Annotated in this window: 16 protein-coding genes and 1 pseudogene; 16 read left to right on the forward strand and 1 reads right to left on the reverse strand. The window is 37.4% G+C overall.

Features of this window, described 5'->3' with window-relative positions; genetic code table 11:
• Window positions 1-17 precede the first annotated feature (17 nt).
• The 10 genes from GKZ89_RS14060 to GKZ89_RS14105 all read left to right on the forward strand — a co-directional run bounded on the left by GKZ89_RS14060 (window position 18) and on the right by GKZ89_RS14105 (window position 11,067).
• The gene (locus GKZ89_RS14060; protein ID WP_155113037.1) at window positions 18-812 is read left to right on the forward strand and encodes a TasA family protein; all 795 of its coding nucleotides are present in this window, start codon (window positions 18-20) and stop codon (window positions 810-812) included.
• A 401-nt stretch (window positions 813-1,213) separates the two neighbouring features.
• A complete protein-coding gene (locus GKZ89_RS14065) occupies window positions 1,214-1,561 on the forward strand; it encodes a WXG100 family type VII secretion target (protein ID WP_155113038.1) in 348 nt (115 codons plus the stop codon).
• Between the two features lie 19 nt (window positions 1,562-1,580).
• A complete protein-coding gene (locus tag GKZ89_RS14070) occupies window positions 1,581-2,804 on the forward strand; it encodes a hypothetical protein (RefSeq protein ID WP_155113039.1) in 1,224 nt (407 codons plus the stop codon).
• A gap of 12 nt (window positions 2,805-2,816) precedes the next feature.
• Entirely contained in the window at window positions 2,817-3,593 is a 777-nt protein-coding gene (locus GKZ89_RS14075) for a hypothetical protein (protein WP_155113040.1), read from the forward strand.
• Window positions 3,594-3,611: 18 nt separating this feature from the next.
• Window positions 3,612-4,148 (forward strand): DUF5381 family protein, encoded by a 537-nt coding sequence (locus GKZ89_RS14080; protein WP_155113041.1) that lies wholly within the window; start codon window positions 3,612-3,614, stop codon window positions 4,146-4,148.
• Between the two features lie 512 nt (window positions 4,149-4,660).
• Complete coding sequence (locus GKZ89_RS14085; RefSeq protein ID WP_155113042.1) at window positions 4,661-6,775, forward strand: hypothetical protein; 2,115 nt, start codon at window positions 4,661-4,663, stop codon at window positions 6,773-6,775.
• Window positions 6,756-8,645: a hypothetical protein gene (locus tag GKZ89_RS14090; RefSeq protein ID WP_155113043.1), complete on the forward strand. Its 1,890-nt coding sequence runs from the start codon at window positions 6,756-6,758 to the stop codon at window positions 8,643-8,645. Before GKZ89_RS14085 ends, GKZ89_RS14090 begins: the two co-directional genes overlap by 20 nt.
• The gene (locus GKZ89_RS14095; protein ID WP_155113044.1) at window positions 8,629-9,582 is read left to right on the forward strand and encodes a hypothetical protein; all 954 of its coding nucleotides are present in this window, start codon (window positions 8,629-8,631) and stop codon (window positions 9,580-9,582) included. The genes GKZ89_RS14090 and GKZ89_RS14095 overlap by 17 nt, the downstream gene beginning before the upstream one ends.
• 274 nt (window positions 9,583-9,856) lie before the next feature.
• On the forward strand, window positions 9,857-10,501 hold the full coding sequence (locus GKZ89_RS14100) for an LPXTG cell wall anchor domain-containing protein (RefSeq protein ID WP_155113045.1): 645 nt from the start codon (window positions 9,857-9,859) through the stop codon (window positions 10,499-10,501).
• Window positions 10,498-11,067 (forward strand): class D sortase, encoded by a 570-nt coding sequence (locus GKZ89_RS14105; protein ID WP_155113046.1) that lies wholly within the window; start codon window positions 10,498-10,500, stop codon window positions 11,065-11,067. The genes GKZ89_RS14100 and GKZ89_RS14105 overlap by 4 nt, the downstream gene beginning before the upstream one ends.
• Before the next feature lie 113 nt (window positions 11,068-11,180).
• On the opposite strand, the pseudogene GKZ89_RS14110 reads toward GKZ89_RS14105, so the two are convergent.
• Window positions 11,181-11,294: pseudogene (locus tag GKZ89_RS14110) on the reverse strand (sugar ABC transporter permease); the annotation flags it as partial.
• A gap of 791 nt (window positions 11,295-12,085) precedes the next feature.
• Between GKZ89_RS14110 and GKZ89_RS14115 the strand changes: the two are divergent.
• From GKZ89_RS14115 to GKZ89_RS21505, 6 genes are all read left to right on the forward strand, one after another.
• A complete protein-coding gene (locus GKZ89_RS14115; RefSeq protein WP_155113047.1) occupies window positions 12,086-12,406 on the forward strand; it encodes a DUF5082 domain-containing protein in 321 nt (106 codons plus the stop codon).
• A complete protein-coding gene (locus GKZ89_RS14120; protein WP_155113048.1) occupies window positions 12,403-13,719 on the forward strand; it encodes a pre-toxin TG domain-containing protein in 1,317 nt (438 codons plus the stop codon). Before GKZ89_RS14115 ends, GKZ89_RS14120 begins: the two co-directional genes overlap by 4 nt.
• A gap of 2 nt (window positions 13,720-13,721) precedes the next feature.
• A complete protein-coding gene (locus GKZ89_RS14125; RefSeq protein WP_155113049.1) occupies window positions 13,722-13,973 on the forward strand; it encodes a hypothetical protein in 252 nt (83 codons plus the stop codon).
• Window positions 13,974-14,421: 448 nt separating this feature from the next.
• Window positions 14,422-14,886: an EndoU domain-containing protein gene (locus GKZ89_RS14130; RefSeq protein WP_241680261.1), complete on the forward strand. Its 465-nt coding sequence runs from the start codon at window positions 14,422-14,424 to the stop codon at window positions 14,884-14,886.
• Between the two features lie 19 nt (window positions 14,887-14,905).
• A complete protein-coding gene (locus GKZ89_RS14135) occupies window positions 14,906-15,241 on the forward strand; it encodes a tRNA-Val4 (protein WP_155113050.1) in 336 nt (111 codons plus the stop codon).
• 340 nt (window positions 15,242-15,581) lie between these two features.
• Entirely contained in the window at window positions 15,582-16,586 is a 1,005-nt protein-coding gene (locus GKZ89_RS21505) for a pre-toxin TG domain-containing protein (RefSeq protein ID WP_162356888.1), read from the forward strand.
• The last annotated feature ends 21 nt before the right edge of the window (window positions 16,587-16,607 follow it).

The raw sequence follows: 16,607 nt of genomic DNA on the forward strand, positions 1-16,607 counted from the left end.
AACGGGGAGGAAAGAACATGTCAATTAAAAGGAAAATTGGTTCAGGGGTAGCTTCAGCGGCGTTGGGATTATCTTTAGTAGGCGGAGGAACATGGGCAGCATTTAATGACACAGCAACTGTTACCAATCAGTTTGCATCTGGAACGCTGGATTTGGAAGTAGGTAAAAGCGGGAATAAACCAATCAACTTCGACTTGAGCAACATGAAGCCAGGCGATAATGTACAGAGAATATTTGAGTTAAGAAATGCAGGCTCTATAGCAATCAAAGAAGTGCTGCTGGACACTACAGTAACAAGTTTTGTCGATGGTACCCTTCCATCGTCACAAGCCGACTATCTTTCTCAATTTGAAATTGATTTTATGCAAGTTGATGGTGAGTCTGATAAGTGGGAGCCTAGAGAGAAAGTAACGAAAAATGGCGAGACACTTACATTAGCTGATTTAGTTAATGGCAGCTATCAAACTAAAGTAAAAGAAGAATTTTTAGGTGCTGGCGGTAAGATAAACTTAGCACCACTGACAGTGAAAGATCAACAGTATAGAGGTATTCCTGTCACACCGGCAGACAAAGATGAAGTCTTTATCCAAATCACGTTTAAAAATGATCTTACGAAATCAGCCGACAATAAATATGTACAAAACAAATACCAAGGAGATAAGGTTCACTTTTCCTTTAACTTCGAAGCAACACAATGGGATGGTGTAAAAGTTGATTCGTCCAATGGTAATGGAGCAGTCAACAACGGTGTTCAAGGTTCTGCAGATGGTGGCACTATGCCTTCACCGATAACAACGCCTGTTACAAAGTAAAACAAAGCTCAATACAGAACATAAAGCACGATGAGCGGATCTATCTGCTCATCGTGCTTTTTTTTTCTAAAGGTTCGCTCCCAATAGGCGAAAAACGAATGAAGTAGTAACATTCGGTAATTTTACATTGCTATAGATAAATTTTGTTTTAAAATATTGACTGAAGCTGAGTTTCAATAAGGTTTTGAACATCATCTGAAACTTTGTACCTTATAGGTTGAAACTGGATTTGAGTCTTTTAGAACTACTGATTTATGCTTATATTCCTTATAATGGATTTTGTTTCATATTTTACAATAAAATAGGTTTTATAACCTATTATTATGGGAAGTAAATGGAAGGGGTAATATGTCTAAGAACTTAATAATATTCAAATAAATCCAATTCCTGAATGATATGAAATGAATACTAAAGAGGTGAAGGTAATGGATTCAAGCCACGTTTCGGATTTGGCAAAGAAATATGCAGAGGCTTCCGAGAAAGTGAAAGATTCAGAGTTTGTTTTAAGGAATGCGGCAATGAACGAGATGACAGGCTGGTCGGGAAAGGCAAGGGAACAATTCGACCAGGAGTTCCAGAATATGCTGACAAAGTACAGCTGGTTCTCTCAGGAGCTGTTGGAAACAAGCGGGCAGCTCCAAAAAGCAGCATCTCTTATTGACCAGAAAAATGCTGAACTAGCAGCAGAAAAGCTTGCAAAGGAACTGGCATCTTCAAACCTTTCCTGCCAGAAACCTACTACTGCTTAACAGGAGATGAAATCGGAAAATGGCTGAAAAAATTTCAATTGAACCTGATAAACTGGAAAGTCTGGCAAATTCTATTGTGATTGAGCTGGCACTCATTGAAGAAATCAATACAGATTTAAAAGATGCACTTTCCCGTACTATATTAAATGCCGATCCGCAGTTTGCCCACTGCTTTTCAGGCGTTGATGCTTATGGCAGCGCCGGTGATCAGCTGATTGACAAAATGGATGACATCGATAAAGATCTTAGGGAGGTTTCTGGGAAAATATCTGAAGCCGATAATACCCTCCAATTTTTATACGGGCTATATGACAATTATGGAACGGTTGCAGGGATGACGGCTGTAGCAGCCAATCAAATGAAGTACTTGCTGACAGGTTTGACGGATTATACATTAGGGGCAGACGGGCTATGGAGATTTAAGCATTATGGACCATTTGCAGCACTTGCAGAGAAAATAGATGCGTCCAAATATAGGAACTTAGCAAGGGGGGCTTTAAATCCAAATTACTTGAGAAAGCAATTCATGAATAACTCTCTTGCGGATTTAGTGCATATGAAATATGCCAAATATCTTCCGCAGGATGTTGTAAATTATACAAATTCCTTTCAAGGGTTTATAAAAGGAGCATTAAATGAAGCTGGGGAAAAGGTCACCTTTGGCCAAGTAATGAAAACTGGCTGGAAATTTGCTAAAACCTCTGCCCCTTTGACAGCAATAATTACCGCAGGAACAGAACTTACCGGCATGGGTCTGAGTATTGCCGGGAACTATGAAAAATACGGAAATAACACTGAGGTGTTAAAACGGGAAAATGCAAAAGCAGTAGGAAGAGCCGTTTATAAAACCGGAGTTGTGACTGGATTCTCAGTTGCCGGGGCTGCTCTAGGCGGCGCCGCAGGTACGTTCCTTGGACCAGGAGGCACCATTGTTGTGGGAGCTCTTGGGGCAACTGCCGGAGGGATTATTGGAGAAGTTGTAGCGGAAAGTACTCAGTGGATTGCGGAAGATGTCGCATTAGTCTTTAAAGATCAGATCCATACGGGTGTTGAGCGGTTCAGAGGCACGATGGAAAAGGTAGGAAAGGTTGCAGCTAAAGTTGACGACGCCATTGAAAAAGGAAACGAAGTGATTAATGAGGGGAAAAAAGCAATCGACAAGGGGTTAAAGAAGGTTTCAGATACAGCTTCCTCTCTAATTAAGGACGCCGGTAATTTCTTTAGTAAACCATTATTCGGATAGGAGTTGAGAAGAGTGAATACCATTAATCTAAGTGTAGATGAACTCTTGTTTTGTTTATTCAGCGAAGGGGATTTCGAACAGGGCCAAAACTTTAAAAACATCTATTTTCCAAATCTTGAAGACGAAGATTTTGATTTAATGCTGAAAGTTACCTGCCGTTCATTGCTGGCTAAAGACCTATTGAATTACAGCGGGAACAAATATACATTAAAGAAGGAATACTCTTCCTATATTCGGACCGTAAGTCATGCCAATTATTCTATAAGAGCATCTAAAGTAACGGAGACAGAAGACCTTGGTATTTCCTATAATTTCGGCAATGAATCTGTTCATTCCCATGAGATGATCTATGATCAGCTTGTAAATAAACTCACTCTGTTTGAAACAGAAGAGGAAATTCTTACAGATATGAAGCACTTTATGGACATTGACAGTACAGTTGAATTGGACTATTCCAGAATATTGGGTAATAAAGATGAATTTGAAAAGCTTCTGAAGATAGCAAGCAATGAAACAGAGGGGAAATTTGAATTAGATCACACAGATGACCTTTTTAATGAATTTTTACAGGATCTGAAAATAAAAAAGGGAAAAGTAGACAGTCTGGCTTTTTTTGAATATTCAACAGGAAACATACCTAATATTTTTGATTTGATTTTTGTTCTGAAAGGGGCAAGGAGGCATTGGTTCATAGATGGAACGATTATGAATCAATTCCAGCTAAAGAGCTATAATTCAGATTTGCTCCATTCTTTAGTTTTTAGAAAGAACACTACGCTGTCTATTTAATGTTTACAGGAGGACATCTTGAATACAACACTTTTACAAAATCGCCCGATAAAAATAAAAATGAATCCGTTCTTCTTTGTATGGCTGTTTATGGTGACGGTCGGCGGTATTGCATTGAGTATCTTTTTAATTGGATACGGGTTTCAGTTTAAGTCATCATATTCCTTAATATCAATATTTGTAGGAATAGTAACTCTTCCATTTTCAATGCTGACGACCATCTTATGGGTGCCTTCATTTTTTAAAAGAGGCACCACCCTATATAAAATATACGAAGGAGAAAATGGATACATTACAGACGGAAAAAGACAAGTTGCTTTCAAGGATATACAAGATATCCGTTTGAATCTATACAGGCCTAGCCTTCAAGGGCTTTTTTATCAGGAATTAATTGTATCAACTTTTGATAATCGGGTAGTCAGGTTTCACACCTTCAATACATTAAAACCACTTGATGTTAAGCAGCACATAGAGAAATATGTCATTCCCTACATGCATCCACATGCCCAGGAAGCCTGGTTCAGGAAGTTTACAAATGGCAGGATCCAGCCTTAATACATATTATCCCGAGAGGTGTGAACCACCCTGCAAGATTATAAAAATTCAAACTATAAACAGAAAAAGCGGGATGAAAAGGGAGAAGGCTGTATAAGCGACTTGAAAGGTGGCTGTCTGGACAGTTGCAGCTGCACCAACGGCTGTTTCACATTAGCCATGATTCCTATTCAATTTATTGTGCTGGGGTATTATTTAGTTGATTTGGTCTTTTAATATAGCGCCTGTTCGGGAAAAGCTCTGCAGAAGAAATCTGCAGGGTTTTTTTGTGTGAGAAATGAGATAGGTTAATTGATTCTAAGTAAAGCTCAAATATATTTAGTTCTATTTATGTGTTCAACAAAGAATTATGGTCAAATAGAACTGAGTTTTTAGTATCTGGAAGAGTTCAGGTAATTACCGTGAAAATAGGGAAAGGAATAAATGGTTATTTCTCTTTAAGTAAGATTTTCTTGAACAGTTGCTGGAACGTGTATGATTACGGCCAAAATACAACATCAGGGAGGATTACTATGCAGAGGATGGAGTTTTTATCAGATCTTACAGTGGATAAAATGAGAAAAGATTTACATGAATTAATAGCAAAGTTACATCGGGTGGGCATTAATACTGAAAAGTTAGAACCAATTTACAGCAACTTAAATGCTCTCAGCTTATTCAGTGATCGTCAAATCGTTTCAGTTACTGGTTTACAGAGCGTAGGGAAGACGTATTTAATAAAGCGGGCTTTAGGGTTGCCTGAAGACTTACTTCTATCTGAGGTAGGAGTTGGAGAAAAACGGCCGGTCCTTATTTCTTCTAGGGATGATATTCATGAAATGCAGTTCTTTTCTTCAAAATCCATACGGAATGAATCGGGCAGTATGGACGTGGTAAAGTCCCCTATAACTAAAGATGAGTTAAACAAAAATGTCCAAAATCCCAGTAGCGATATGCTGTGGTTTGAAATAGTGCTGCCTGATGGTAAACAGCTTGGTCATTTAACTTTAGCATTGCTTCCTGGGTTTGAACGGAAGGGTGAATCTGATTCTCAGAGATTTTTAGATCTCTTTTTAAACTGCTCTTCTGGGATGATTTTAGTACTTAACCATATGCGCCTTGCCCAACGGGATCAGGAACTCCTATTGAAAAAGGTATCAGACATATATAGAGATAAAGAACCAGGTTTTGTTTTGACACATGCCAACGAACTTTCTGAAGAAAATAGAAAATCCCTTGTTGATAACCTGGCAAGTAAATTTACCATTATGAATCAGGACCAAATCGTTTATGCCGATAAATCAATTGAGAGTGTACCTGGGGATATCGAACGGTTAATTAAACAAAATAGCCGTTTCACGTATGATTCTTTAGGTCTTCATTACAAAAAATTGTTAGAAGTCGGACAAACGCTGTCGAATGTATTAAGTGAAATAGAAAGTGTGGTTAATGCTAAATATACTGCTAATGAAAATGCGAATGAAATCAGGATTATGCAGCGTGAATTTAATAAATACAGGGAACAATACAGCAGCGATTTAAAAAAAGATTTAAGACTTGCCATGGATCAGCATCTCAAGAAATGTGATCAGGAAGTAATTCGGGATTTAAGAAACGAAGAAAACAGGTGGTATAAAAAAATAAGTACTGCTTTTAAAAGCGACTTAACCTTTAATGAGAAACAGGAAATCTTGGACTGGGTAAAAAACATTTATTCAACACCTGAACCAGATAAACTTAATCAAATCGTTCTGCAATCTATTGATGGTGTTACAAAAAAGAAAGCTAGAAAATATGAAAAACTAGGGATTAAGTCTATAAACTCACTTGAAAAGCATGAAGGAACTGATGCTAAAATGAGTCTGAGTTTTATGAATAGAAATTCTAAGAATAGTGACCGTCCATCTGGTAATGATGATGAATCCTTTATTAATAAAGAGATTGTGAATACGTTAAAAGAGATTGAAAGTTATTTAAATCCTCAAGAGTCATATCGTACGCTTACAGATCAAAATTTACGTTATATGCCAATAATAGCCGGTGCGATTTCACAGCATATTATAACTTCAAAGAGTGTCCTTGAACTAAATGGGATTACTGAAAAAGAAATGAATGACTATCAGACATTAAAAGAAAAAGCGGGAGATGTAGATTTATTTAAGGAAGAGGTAAACAATCTGGCAATAGACATGAAACATATGGTAGCAGGAACGGCTGTATTTTTCGGCATTGATGCAATCGATGGGGAATTTAATAGCTTTGGAGCTGCACTCAGCGCATTGAAAGCACTTGGAATAACCGGCTCCATAGCAACAGGGATAACTGCTGGCTCATTTGCTGCTCTAACAGTCGCATTTGCAATGAAAAAAGGGGCAGAGAAGTTAGAAAGATATAAATTTGAGCGTCAGGATTATGCCCATCATGTACTAAAAGCAGCTGGAGATTACCAGGTAGAGTCAATCGTTAATTTAGTAAATGAAGTGATGGAAGAAATGGAGGACCAATTGGTAATGGTTCATCAGGCACGACTTCAATCAAAAGTTAATATTCCAATTTATGAGGAAATTGCAATAAGAATTGGGCGTTTAAATAATGACTGTGGAAAATTAAATGAAGTGGCATATAGAAATGCAGCATTTATTAATTGAATTCCAAAAACATCGGATGGATTGGGCATTTGAAGCAAAAGATGATTTCTTAAACCAATTTCGAATTTTTAAGGCAACAGAGAATAAGCAGGAAGATAGAAAATTAATTATTTCAGTTTATGGCCCCACTCAAGTAGGAAAAACATCGCTCATTCTAACCCTGATGGGAGTAAAAGAGCAGTATTTAGACGAAATATCGGAGTTTTTGAGAGGAAAGAGAAAGCTTGGTGAATCTGCTACTGCCACAGTTACAAAATATCAAATTTCCCCTACTGAAGACTTTATTGTAAAAGTACCGGATCATCAAGAAAGAATAATTAAGTCTGTTCATGAATTTGAGGAACAGATGGCACATCTAAGGAACCTGGTGGAAACAGGATCCATTCAAAGCATAGAGCCCGTTAATATTGCAGTTCCCAAATCAAAATGTAAGGAGCAAGTACGTCAAATAGAGTTGCTTGATTTACCAGGTATTGAGTCAGCTGAATTGAAAGAGCAGAGACATGTTGCACGATGTGTGGAATTTTGGGTACCTAACTCTCATATCTGTTTGATCGTAAATGGAGCAGCAGATTTAACCTTTCTAAGGGACATTCCAATGTCAAATCTGCAAAGGTGGTATAAACTCCCTGATAATTATTTTATCGTATTAACACGCGCTTTTTCCCCTGAATCAGTCCAACGCAGAATTCAAAGTAATGAGATTGTTGAAACTAAAGATGTTATCTCGTATTACAGGCGTGAAATAGAAGACATACTAAAGGAGAAAATTGGCACCATTTATCCAATAGAAATTGGAGGGAGTATCAAGTTTTTATCTGAGAAGGAACAAATACTCGCAAATAGTATCTTTTCAGCATTAAAAGAGCGAATTGAGAAGCTTGATATTCAGGATATATCCTTTCGGTTTCTGACAGGCTATTACCAGGAGATAGTCGTACAAAGTGAACGCGAAATAAAATACCATAAAGATCAAATAGCTGCAAAGCAAGAAGAATTAGATCAAATTCAGAAACAAAAAGAAAGATTTCAACATGAAACATCAAAGATGATAGACGATTATACATATCGGCTATCAATACTTAATAAAAGGATCAATCGAGCTGATTTTATTTATTATAACACCTTTAAATCAGACTGCTTTGAGGAAAAAGCATTATCAATTTATGATCATGTTTCAGAGGAAGGGATGTTGGTATGGAAAGCAAGTAAGCTGAACCACCTGGCTTCAAACACTGTTCTTACTATTCAAGATGATATGATTCTTCATTTAAATGAAATGAATAATCTTTTTAATGAAATCAATGATGCTTTTGAATTGTATGGGAATGACGTGTTGAGAATGGAGACAGAACCGCATATTGCATTCTATAATTGGGATTACTCAATAATGGATCAATATTTTTCAAAAGGGAGCTTTAAAGCTAAGAAAGAAGAAATGTTAGAATTGCTTTTAGACGATATAACTGCAGCTTGTAGATCTGTTGGTGAAAATTATCAAAACATAAAAAATAGATGCCATTCCTTAAAAAGCAATGTGCTTTTTTCAAAAAAGAGGTTAGAAAATGTATACAAAGTAAAGGTTGATAAGACAAATAAGCACTATCAGCAAATTTATGAACATAGAGAAAGTTTAAAAGACTCATTAGAACAAATCATAGAACAATGGAAACAAGATCTGGACCATGCTTCCAAATACCGAAACTATATTATTAAACACTTCCTCCAGCAAAAGAATTATTTACTGAGGATGGCAGAATCAGACAATTTAGAGGAGCGATATTTAGCGGGCTTACACTTATATACCTTAGGGAAAGATGCTTCAAAAATCATTCATACATTGGAGTTTGAAAATGAGCAGATTCTTTAAATCAAAAGGTAAAGAAAACGAAGAAGAACTGTACGAAAATGCCATGAAATCATTAAAAGAACTAAATCAAGAGATATTTATAAACGATTTAAATGAACAACTAACTCAGTTTGCTGCAACAATATCTATTGATTTAACGGAGCTGCAGCAGCAATTAAAAAAAGAAATTCAATTTACCAGTGCCAGTACATCCATAGTAAATAACAGAGTAAATGAGTTCACAGAGAACATTAATAATAATCTAGAGGAACAGGATAGTCAGATTCAAACTTATCTTGAAGAGCTTGTCAATTATTTAAATGCTAAATTAAATGACACCTTATCCACAGCAAGTAAAAACCACGACAAACTCCTAGAAGATATTAAGGACTCTGTTCAAGAGAACTACAAAGGCTTGGATCAGTTTCATGAATGGCACCATTCATTTAATGAGTCATTTACCAAAGAAAACACCAAATTGAAGGTTATATTAGCTTCATTTCAGAGTAATACTGAACAAAGCATAGAAATCCTTAATGAGATTAATCGTACCTTTTTAAAAGCAACAAAGAACACTAGTGCGCGATTTATAGAAGAACTGGAAGAAGTTAAACATTTGACAGAGACCAATAGGGGATTTTTTGAAACAGCTAATAAGAAAGTATCATCCGAAATTGTCCACTTAGAAAAAGTAATGGATCAGCATCATCAAAGTCAATTGGATTTAAGAAATGATCACGTAAAAAGTATAAACCAATTAAGAGAATATATTACTGAAACAAAAATTGAGCAAAATAAACAAATGAATTCAGTGGCAAAAAGTTTAGAAATTAAAAATAATCAGCTTATAGAACATTTTGAGAAGCAACAGACTCAGCTTAAATCGAATCAAAAGGTAACACTGGTTTTCTTTAGCTTCATAACAGCAGCAGAAATCCTTTCTTTTTTCTTTAAATAGTTTTAACAGAAGAATTATACATTGGAGCACTGAAATCCCAGGTAAAGAGCACCGCTTTGACAATATGTAGCCTCGCTAAAATCCAGTGGGGCTTATTTACCTATATTCAAAATATTAAAGGAAAAAGGAGCTGAGTTTTTCATAATCTCCCCATGGAAAATTTGCAATTTGCTGGCTAATTTTAAAATCAAGATACGAAATAGCTTTTCATTCCCCTCATAACAGCATATAATTACCTTAAGGTTCTTTATTAAGAACGATAAGGGGGATTACTATGCATTTCATTTCTTATTTCTATAAGATGCTGATGGTTTGTTTATTGGTATGCCTCATTTTTCCTTATTCTAATACGAAAGCAGAAATCATCCCATTGGACCTAGTAATTGATGCAAAAGAGACCTTGTTTGGAATAGAAAATTTCAAACCAGGCGATTGGGCGGAAAGGACCGTGAAAGTGACGAACAGGGGCCGTGAAGATTTTGCCTATCGGGCCTATTCGGAAATGATTTCGGGTTCGGATAAACTATATAACGCACTGGAGACTGAAATAAGGAACGGGAACGAGCTTCTTTTTAAAGGAAGATTAGCAAATGCCAACTTGAGTAGTCCAAGACCTTTGAAAAGCTATGAAGAGGAACAACTTCAAATTGTGGTGCGGTTTCCGGCAGAGCTTGGGAATGAATTTCAGGGACTGCAAACAAAGGTGCTGATTTCTTTTACAGCAGAGGCAGCTTTACCCGGAGGCGGAACCAATCAGAATGAAATTGTAAATGAAGGGAATGAAAACACCCTTCCCTCTGATGTTCTGCCTAAAACAGGTGAAGAGAACCCGATTGTCATGATCCTCACAGGTATCCTATTGGCAGTCGCAGGGGTGTTGCTTTATAAAAAACCTGCCCGAGAACAGCATTTCTTATGAGAAAGGCAATCAGCCTGATTCTAATTATGGCTGGATTGTCAATGGCATTCTTTCCTCAGGCTGCTTCCACATACAGCGATATGGAACAGCGGCACCTTCTTGATAAATGGAAAGAGCAGGAGTTCAAAGAAATGGATCTATGGGACGAGAGAGCTGAAGGAAAAAAAACAGAAGAAAATCTTCTTGGTCAGCTGACCATCCCTAAAATTGGTTTGGAAATGCCGATTGTAGAAGGTGCCACCGAAGCAAATCTACATTCGGCATCTGCCCATATTACAGGTACTTCTCAAATCGGAAAGGTGGGCAATGCTGCCATAGCCGGCCATCGAAGCAGGCAGTTTGGGAGAAAATTTAACCGGCTCAATGAACTGGAAACCGGAGATGTGATACAGGTAGCCACAGCCGAAGGCACCTTTTCCTACCGGGTCACGAAAAAATGGATCGTCACTCCTGAACAGGTCCAAGTTCTGGACAAAGAAGGGTCAGTCCGGCTGCTTACCCTCGTAACCTGCCACCCAGTTGATCAGCCCACCAAAAGGCTGATTGTTAAAGCGGAGCAGCTGTGAGTTATTGCTTCATGAGATTACTTAATCGGAAACCTTAAATATTTATAAGCAAAAAGCTATGCTGATGAAATTCAACGCAGAGCTATTCTGATATATATGCTCTTAAATAAAAATCACCCTTTTGTCCCGCCAGCAGTTAATCCAGCAACAAAGTACTTTTGCAAAAGGAAGAATAGAATCGAGATCGGAATAGCCATTAATACAGAATAAGCTGCAAATTCTATAAAGCTAAGAAAAATTTGGGTTCGAATAAGTATAGAAGAGTGACGTCTTCAGGGATTAAAATATAAATGTACTTGAATAAAGATGGTTCGATAGCAGCTGCATAACCGCTATATAAAAAAATTAGGTAATAGAAAATATGAAATACCCTATAGATTTAGTGAAGAACCATTTGATGATTTAGGAATCGTTTTGCCAGAGGAAATTAGTCTTTTCTCAAATTTTATTGAAAATTAGCTACAGAAGATCAAGCAGATGAATGTATAGGATATCCTAATAAGGTACTAACAGGTGAATTAAGAGATTTTGAGATTGAATTAAATGCTACAAGCGTAGTTATAAAGGAACAACTTGCGCCAGTTGAAAATAGGTATCGAATAGAGACGGAGTCCGATGATTGAGGATGTTATGGTGCATGCAGCGGCTGGAGTCTTCGGACTGGCTGTTTATCTATTGGTAAGCCGCTGTAAAAAAGCGATGTAAGGTAATTCATGATTATAATAAAAGCCCGGCAAAGAGTGCATTCTCTGCCGGGCTTATTTGTGTTTTTATGGGACGAAGAAATCGCTGATCGCAAGAGTATAAGACCTAAATGGGGGGACACAAAGGAAGCTGTATGAGAACCTTCACCGGGCTTTATTCTTAGAGTGAAAAGTCCTGCATCAAAGTAACTTGAATAGATGATCTAGTATGATGGAATCTGTCGAAAGGAGAAGAAGAGGACTTTTGGGTGATAGAAAGAAGTTATGTATTATTTTACCATTGGAGTATCGAGCATTTGGAAAGGAGTGGTTTTTTGCCGGATATCATTGAAATGGAAGCAAGGGCTGCCCGTGCAGCCAAACAGATTGCAATTATGAAAAAAATCGAGTCCCTGCAAAAGTATCAGATGGATCTGGGAGATGGAATGGATGAACTCCGGAGAAACAAGCAAAATCTTAAAGCCGCTCACGAGACCTACCTCGGACAATGGACAGGGAAAGGCGGAACGGCATACAAGGAGCTGGCAGAAGATCTCAATAGCCTGAACTTGCAAATGGAGTTCTCAGGATCGGAAACCATCGATGCCATCAATCAGGAAATCAGCCGCCTCCAGCAGGAGCTAAACTCCCTATGACCGATATCCAAATCAAACCATCGGAGCTGCTGGAACTCGCCAAGAAAATTGGCGAGTCCATTCAAATGGCACAGGAAGGTCAAACCATGATCACCGGAGCCTCCTCCTACGCTACCACCGAGGCGATCGAAAATGCTAAAATGAAATTAGTGAAACAGCTTGAAACGTACCTGGAGACGATTGATCATGGGCATCAGAAGGTGTTTGTAGCGAGGGAGCTGATGCTCGGAACAGACAAAAATTACGCCGCCATTTACGACGAAAATGAATGGAGCATACCGAAATCAATCAAAGACAACCCTATGGCTATCATTGAATGGAAAAGAAAGAATATTCATATGGAAAATGGCGTCTTGGTAAATCCTATGGGGTACAAAGATCCACCAAAACCAAATATGAAGGAATCAATGAATAAATTTGTAAAAGCAGAAAGAAAAAGAATTGCAAAAGTGGTCCCCAGAGCAAAACTCGTAAAGAAAAAGTTTGATTGGGGAGAGCATTTCAGACAATCTGCAGAAATGTCTTTGAACATGAACCCAACTACAATGGGATTACAAGATCAGGTAAAAATGCTGACCGGTTATGACCTTCTTACTTTCAAAAAAATATCAAATTCAGAAAGAAAGCAATCAACCTCAGCATGGGTAGACGGAATCCCCATTGTCTCAAACATTAAATCAGCAGTAGAACTCGACTCAGGCGTAAATCCCATTTCTGGAGAAAAACTCTCTGGTTTTGATAAAGCCGCAGCCGCCCTCACAATTGTAGGCGGAACCTTCACTCGGCCAATCAAACCCGGGATCAGAGCAGTTAAAACCATACCGAAACAATTTGTCCGGAAAGCGGATGATGTGGTGGGGAAGGTTGATGGGAAGACGGGGGCGTTTGAGGCTTTAAATAAGGGTACGGGAAATGTTCAAACTGGGGGCAGGGAACTTTCAATTGATGAATATCTAAAGCGGCTTGATAATGCAGAAGAAATGTATGAGTCCTTTAGAAAATCCAAAACTGATGTCCAATCTATTGCTAATAATACTGGAATGACTAAACAGAGAATACAAAGAATCAAGGAGCATCTATTTATCAATGAGCATATAAAAGAACATGGAATTGGACGATTTGAATCAGATTATCAAATTGCGCAAGCTTGGGATAGGCTTCAAAAAGGTACTTATAACAAGAATGATATTGATTTATTGAATCATGAACTTTTTGAATCAAAATTCGAAGGGATATTCAAAACGGATTACAGGTCTGCACATGATAAAACAGTTGAATCTGGGCGTCCTTGGTATCCACCAGAGGAGGAGTAAAATTGGCTTCGTATGTATTATTATTAAAGGAATATGAAGATGATGATACTGTAGTTTATAAATTTGGACCTAATGAAGAGATTATGGGTAAAATTGAGTTGAATAAAACAACCAGGAAGTTTACAGAGTTAGAAAGTTTACCGAATCAAAATTTTCCCACTAAGTTTTATTTTGATCGAGCTGCTCAAAGATTGGCAGTTTGCCTAGTAAGAGAAGATGGTATATTTCCGGCAAAAACAGCTTTTGAATCATAGTAGCAACAAATAAAACCTTGAAGGGGAGAGGAGCCTTTCAAGGTTTTTTAATTAACTTATGTAAGAATATTAGCACTCCAGATACTCCAACGGGACAGCACAGAGTATTTTTTAATCTGAACAATCCTAGTAGACATTCGCAATTTCCATATCATAAAAAATAAAGGGGATAAGGAAGTATGTATAAACCTTGTCTCAGAATTAAGTGCAGGTTCATTAAATTTTCTAAGCGGACATTATGTTGCTTGACGTTTAAAATCTATCAGTATTGGTGTAGGGTGAACGTCCCATTTTCTCGAACATTACATCAGCAGTAGAACTCGATTCAGGCATAAATACCATTTCTAGAGAAAAACTCTCTGGTTTTGATAAAGCCGCAGCTGCCCTCACACTTGTAGGCGGAACCTTCACTCGGCCAATTAAACCCGGGATTAAAGCAGTTAAAACCTTGCCGAAACAATTTGTCCGGAAAGCGGATGATGTGGTGGGGACGGTGGATGGGAAGACGGGGACGTTTACCCTTTCTAATAAGGAATCCGCTAAGTATAATACTAATTCAATGAAACACATATACCACGGGGAAATTAATAAACGTGGGAAAGCAGTTGGATATCATCATGAGAGTATGATGGGGGGCAGAGTTATTCCAGGATCCGAAAAATTGCCCGATAAAAATGGTGTATATATGGCTGAAGTTGAAATCGATGGTGTTAGAAAAGTCGCTGATTCAAGTTTCTTTCCTAAGGAATGGAACCGTGTAAAAGTATTGAAATCTATTGAACAAGCCTACAAAACTAAGCAAAAGTTGGGTTCTAATAAGTATAGAGGAGTGACTTCTTCAGGGGTTAAAATAGAAATGTACTTAAATAAAGATGGTTCAATAGCAACTGCATACCCGCTATACAAAAAATAAAAATTAGGTGATAGAAGATATGAAATACCCCTATGAATTTGTAAAAGATCCATTTGGTGATTTAGGAATCGTTTTGCCAGAGGAAATTAGTCTTTTCTCAGATTTTATTGAAAATGTAGCTACAGAAGATCAAGCAGATGAATATATAGGATATGCTAATAAGGTATTAACAGGTGATTTGGAAGATTTTGAAATTGAATTAAATGCTACAAGTATAGTTATAAAGGAAAATTTTTCAACAGTTAAAAATAGTTATCGAATAGAGGAGCCGTATATAAACCAAATAGAAACTGATCAATTTATAGAGTTATTATTAATATGGAAAGAAAAGATACCGGAAACATTTAAAGGATAATGTAATTAAGGTTGAAAGGAGTGGCTCTTCTGCTTTTAACGATAGAGAGGATGCTGAGAAAGTACCCAGTAAAGTCTTGAATAATAGAGAACGAAAAAGTGATTGAAGCATCGGGACGGTTCGGACGGTTCTAGTGCTTCTTTTTTTAGTTTATTAAGCAATTATAGCGTCTACTTGCTAATAAGAGCTGTGAGCTGTTATTAGTAAGTAGACTATTACAGAAAGAATAAGCCACTTGTGGTGAACAGGGTGAACAGATGAACAATAAGCCTCCTCTTATAATTCCGCCATCGAGCAAAATCCAATGGCTGTGGCAGAGTGGAAGCGGAAAAATATATACATGGAGAACGGTGTGCTAGTCAATGCGATGGGCCACAAAGAAACAGAATCAGTAAGGGTAATTGATGAATACAGTGAGTGGAATGGAACCTACAAGCGCTTTGAGAACGGTCAAATCTATTATGTAGAAGGAAAGCGATTAGTAAGCAGCATCCCACCAAACCGTGTTGGCGGAGTAAAATCGGTTTATGATCAAGATCAATGGGGCCAGGGGGTTTCGGATGTCGTAGACTTTATCCCAATTCTGGGAAATGCGAAAAGTGGGATTGAAGGGATAACCGGTCATAACGCAGTTACTTTTGAAAAACTGAGTGGGATCGATCAGGGCTTGGCTGCAGCAGGGATTGTTGGCGGGCTGATATTGAAGGTTGGGAAGAAGGTTGTTAAGGGGATTGGTAGTCTCTCTCGGAATCAAAGGGTGGTGCTAACCCATTTGAATATGATTTTAAGAAAGGAAGATACTCTAATATTTATGGTCCGAATGGGGATCATCACATTTACTACAATAGATAAAGAGGGAATAAAGATGCCATATCAAAATGAAAAGATACAAAAAAAAATAGCATTAATGAATGCTAAAAAAACAGTAAATCAATTATCTTATTTAGAGCTTATTGATTTTGAAGAATATGATTCTATGTGGTTGGAGTTAATCGAGCTACCATTAAAACAATTTCGCAGATTAAATTCTGAACCAACATTTTCTAAGCCTGTTGAAGGTAGTATTGGTGACATATCCTGGTTTGAAAACTCTTTGAAATTTTTAAAGGGAAAAAAAGAGTGGTTTATTCTAGTGCCGAATTCTCAATTTCCCGTATGGGCTAACGTTAAAGTGTTGGATAGTACAAATGCAATTGCAGAACTTTGGGAGACATCAGAAAATCGTGATATCATATTAGCTGATAAATCCACGGGAAGTATTGCCCAAATTTTTTTAGAAGAAAAAAATTATGAGATTCATTTTGGGAAATGTGATGTGACAAACATAGACACCAAAAATATTTAAATTACCTTTACAAATTACTAC

Origin of the sequence: Metabacillus mangrovi (assembly GCF_009711125.1) — a bacterium.
GTDB classification, from domain to species: Bacteria; Bacillota; Bacilli; order Bacillales; family Bacillaceae; genus Metabacillus_B; species Metabacillus_B mangrovi.

Bases quoted from the DNA above. Each gene is read 5' to 3' on its own strand.
- GKZ89_RS14060 (WP_155113037.1), top strand. From the start codon at position 18: ATGTCAATTAAAAGGAAAATTGGTTCAGGGGTAGCTTCAGCGGCGTTG.
- GKZ89_RS14065 (WP_155113038.1), top strand. From the start codon at position 1,214: ATGAATACTAAAGAGGTGAAGGTAATGGATTCAAGCCACGTTTCGGAT.
- GKZ89_RS14070 (WP_155113039.1), top strand. From the start codon at position 1,581: ATGGCTGAAAAAATTTCAATTGAACCTGATAAACTGGAAAGTCTGGCA.
- GKZ89_RS14085 (WP_155113042.1), top strand. From the start codon at position 4,661: ATGCAGAGGATGGAGTTTTTATCAGATCTTACAGTGGATAAAATGAGA.
- GKZ89_RS14090 (WP_155113043.1), top strand. From the start codon at position 6,756: ATGCAGCATTTATTAATTGAATTCCAAAAACATCGGATGGATTGGGCA.
- GKZ89_RS14095 (WP_155113044.1), top strand. From the start codon at position 8,629: ATGAGCAGATTCTTTAAATCAAAAGGTAAAGAAAACGAAGAAGAACTG.
- GKZ89_RS14100 (WP_155113045.1), top strand. From the start codon at position 9,857: ATGCATTTCATTTCTTATTTCTATAAGATGCTGATGGTTTGTTTATTG.
- GKZ89_RS14105 (WP_155113046.1), top strand. From the start codon at position 10,498: ATGAGAAAGGCAATCAGCCTGATTCTAATTATGGCTGGATTGTCAATG.
- GKZ89_RS14120 (WP_155113048.1), top strand. From the start codon at position 12,403: ATGACCGATATCCAAATCAAACCATCGGAGCTGCTGGAACTCGCCAAG.
- GKZ89_RS14135 (WP_155113050.1), top strand. From the start codon at position 14,906: ATGAAATACCCCTATGAATTTGTAAAAGATCCATTTGGTGATTTAGGA.
- GKZ89_RS21505 (WP_162356888.1), top strand. From the start codon at position 15,582: ATGGAGAACGGTGTGCTAGTCAATGCGATGGGCCACAAAGAAACAGAA.